This window comes from Ideonella sp. P3_A4, from assembly GCF_056403075.1.
Genome location: NZ_JBFUGE010000621.1, coordinates 1 through 3,417 on the forward strand (window position 1 = coordinate 1; position 3,417 = coordinate 3,417).

At 64.8% G+C, this 3,417-nt stretch carries 2 protein-coding genes and 1 pseudogene; all 3 read right to left on the reverse strand.

All coding sequences use genetic code 11. From position 1 onward, the window contains the following. The coding region (locus tag AC1DYI_RS30025; protein WP_477207778.1) for an FAD-dependent oxidoreductase at nt 1-783 on the reverse strand (783 nt) is incomplete at its 3' end. A 173-nt stretch (nt 784-956) separates the two neighbouring features. Beyond that, nucleotides 957-2,216, reverse strand: a complete 1,260-nt coding sequence (gene odhB / locus AC1DYI_RS30030) for a 2-oxoglutarate dehydrogenase complex dihydrolipoyllysine-residue succinyltransferase (RefSeq protein ID WP_477207779.1) — start codon at nt 2,214-2,216, stop codon at nt 957-959. A 70-nt stretch (nt 2,217-2,286) separates the two neighbouring features. Then, nucleotides 2,287-3,417, reverse strand: a pseudogene (gene sucA / locus AC1DYI_RS30035) (2-oxoglutarate dehydrogenase E1 component); the annotation flags it as partial.

Below are 3,417 nucleotides of genomic sequence, written 5' to 3' on the forward strand. Positions count from 1 at the left end.
GTACTTGACCGTCACACCGTCCTTGCTCTTCTCGACGCCGGTGATCTTGACGCCCAGTTCGATCTTCAGGCCTTGCTTCTTGAAGACCTTGGCCGCCTCCTTGGCCACGCCTTCATCGGCCGCGCCCAGGAAGGCCGGCAGCGCTTCGAGGATGGTCACGTCCGAACCCAAACGGCGCCAGACTGAGCCCATCTCCAGGCCGATCACACCCGAGCCGACGACACCCAGCTTCGTCGGCACGCTCGGGATGCGCAGCGCACCGTCGTTCGACAGGATCAGGTCTTCGTCGAACTCGGCGCCCGGCAGTTGGCGCGGGTTCGAGCCGGTGGCCAGGATCACCTGTTTGGCAAACAGCGTTTCTTCAGCCGCGCCAGCGACCTTGATCTCGTAGCCACCGTCCTTGGCCGCGACAAACGAACCGCGACCGTGGAAGAAGCTGACCTTGTTCTTCTTGAACAGGTACAGGATGCCGTCGTTGTTCTGCTTCACGACGGCGTCCTTGCGGCTCACCATCTTGGCCACGTCGATCTTCAGGTCCGACAGGCCGATGCCGTGGTCAGCAAAGTGATGGCCGGCATGCTCGAAGTGCTCGCTCGACTGCAGCAGCGCCTTCGAAGGAATGCAGCCGACGTTGGTGCAGGTGCCACCGGGGGCGGGGCCGCCCTTGTCGTTCTTCCACTCGTCGATGCAGGCGGTGTTGAAGCCGAGTTGCGCAGCGCGGATCGCGGCGATGTAGCCGCCCGGGCCACCGCCGATGACGATGACGTCAAATTGTTTGGACACTTGATCTCTCCAGTCTCGACCCGCGTACCGCCAGCCGAATCAATAGGGGTGACTGAACGTGCGCAGGAACCGTAGCGAGCGGCCCGAAGTAGCGACGAGTAGCGCAGCCGTACTCCCGTACGGCGAGCAACACAGGCGCTAGATCGGGTCGCGCAGTAGGTTCATGCGTGCGTTCAGATGTCGAACAGCAGGCGGGCCGGGTCTTCCAGCGCTTCCTTCATCGCGACCAGGCCCAGCACGGCTTCGCGGCCGTCGATGATGCGGTGGTCGTAGCTCATCGCCAGGTAGTTCATCGGGCGAACGACGATCTGGCCGTTCTCCACCACCGCGCGGTCCTTGGTCGCGTGCACGCCCAGGATGGCCGACTGCGGCGGGTTGATGATCGGCGTCGACAGCATCGAGCCGAAGGTGCCGCCGTTCGAGATCGAGAAGGTGCCGCCGGTCAGCTCTTCGATGCCCAGCTTGCCGTCCTTGGCCTTCTGGCCGAACTCGGAGATCTTTTTCTCGATCTCGGCGAAGGTCATCTGGTCCGCATTGCGGATGACGGGCACCACCAGGCCGCGCGGCGAACCCACCGCGATGCCGATGTCGAAGTAGCCGTGGTAGACGATGTCGTTGCCGTCGACCGACGCGTTCAGCACCGGGTACTTCTTCAGCGCGTGGACCGCGGCCTTGACGAAGAAGCTCATGAAGCCGAGCTTGACGCCGTGCTCCTTMTCGAACTTCTCCTGAAACTTCTTGCGCATCTCCATCAACGGGGCCATGTTGACCTCGTTGAAGGTGGTCAGGATGGCGTTGGTCGATTGCGACTGCACCAGGCGCTCGGCGATACGGGCACGCAGACGCGACATCGGCACGCGCTGCTCGGCGCGGTCACCCAGGTTCGGACCAACCGGCGCGGCCACGGCCGGCAGCGCTGCCTTGGCGACCGGTGCGGGCGCCGCGGCCGGTGGCGGCGGTGCCACGGTCTTCGCGGCACCGCCAGCGATCGCGCCCAGCACGTCGCCCTTGGTCACTCGACCATCCTTGCCGGTGCCCGGAACCGAGCCGGTGGCCAGGCTGTTGTCGGCCATCAGCTTGGCTGCGGAGGGCATCGCCACGTCGGACTTGCTGCCACCAGCAGCAGCGGGCGACGGTGCCGGCGGCGGCGGAGCCACCACGGCGCCAGCGGGCGCGGCGGCGCTGGCCTTGCCTTCGGTGTCGATCTTGGCGATGACCTGGTCACTGACCACGGTGCCGCCGTCGGCGACCACATGCTCTGCCAGCACGCCATCGGCCGGTGCCGGCACTTCGAGCACGACCTTGTCGGTCTCGATCTCGATCAGGATCTCATCCATTGCCACGGCTTCGCCGGGCTTCTTCTTCCACTGCAGCAGCGTGGCTTCGGCCACCGATTCGGAGAGCTGCGGGACCTTGACTTCTACGATTGCCATGATGTGTCTCTTGTGCGTGCGCTGCGGCGCGCCGCGTGAACTTCACGCAGCGCGCCGCGCTGATCAATGCTTACTTTGAGAGGACGAAGCCTTTGAGCTTGCCGAAGGCCTGGTCCAGCAATGCTTTCTGCTGGTCCTGGTGCAGGTGGGCATAACCCACCGCCGGCGAGGCCGAGGCCGGGCGGCCGGCGTAGCCGAGCTTCTGGCCGTCGAGCATGTTCTCGTGAATGTAGTGCTGCACGAAGAACCAGGCGCCCTGGTTCTGCGGCTCGTCCTGACACCACACGATCTCGGTCGCACTCGCGTACTTCTTGATCTCGGCCGCAAACGCCTTGTGCGGGAACGGGTACAGCTGCTCGACGCGGATGATCGCGACGTCGGCCGACTTCTTCTCTTCGCGCTTCTTGACCAGGTCGTAGTAGACCTTGCCCGAGCAGGCGATCACGCGCTTGACCTTGGCGGCATCGATGTCGGCGTTCTGCTCGCCGATCACCGTCTTGAACTCACCCTTGGTGAACTCGGTCAGCGGCGAGGTCGCGTCCTTGTTCCGCAGCAGCGACTTCGGGGTCAAGATGACCAGCGGCTTGCGGAACATGCGCACCATCTGGCGGCGCAGCAGGTGGAAGATCTGGCTCGCCGATGTCGGCTGCACGACCTGCATGTTGTTGTCAGCCGCCAGCTGCATGAAGCGCTCCAGGCGCGCCGAACTGTGCTCGGGGCCCTGGCCTTCGTAGCCGTGCGGCAGCATCAGCGTCAAGCCGTTGACGCGGCCCCACTTGACCTCGCCCGAGGCAATGAACTGGTCGATCACGACCTGCGCACCGTTGACGAAGTCGCCGAACTGGGCTTCCCAGATCACCAGCGTGTTCGGATCAGCCGACGCATAGCCGTATTCGAAGCCGAGCACGGCCTCTTCCGACAGGATCGAGTCGATCACCACGTACGGTGCCTGGTTCTCGGCCACGTGCTGCAGCGGGGTGTAGATGCCCTCGTCGAACTTCTCGCGGTTCTGGTCGTGCAGCACCGAGTGGCGGTGCGTGAACGTGCCACGACCACAGTCTTCGCCCGACAGGCGCACCGGGTAGCCCGAGGCCACCAGCGACGCGTAGGCCAGGTGCTCGCCCATGCCCCAGTCGACATTGACCTCACCGCGGCCCATGGCCGCGCGGTCGGCAATGACCTTCTCGACCAGCGGGTGGAC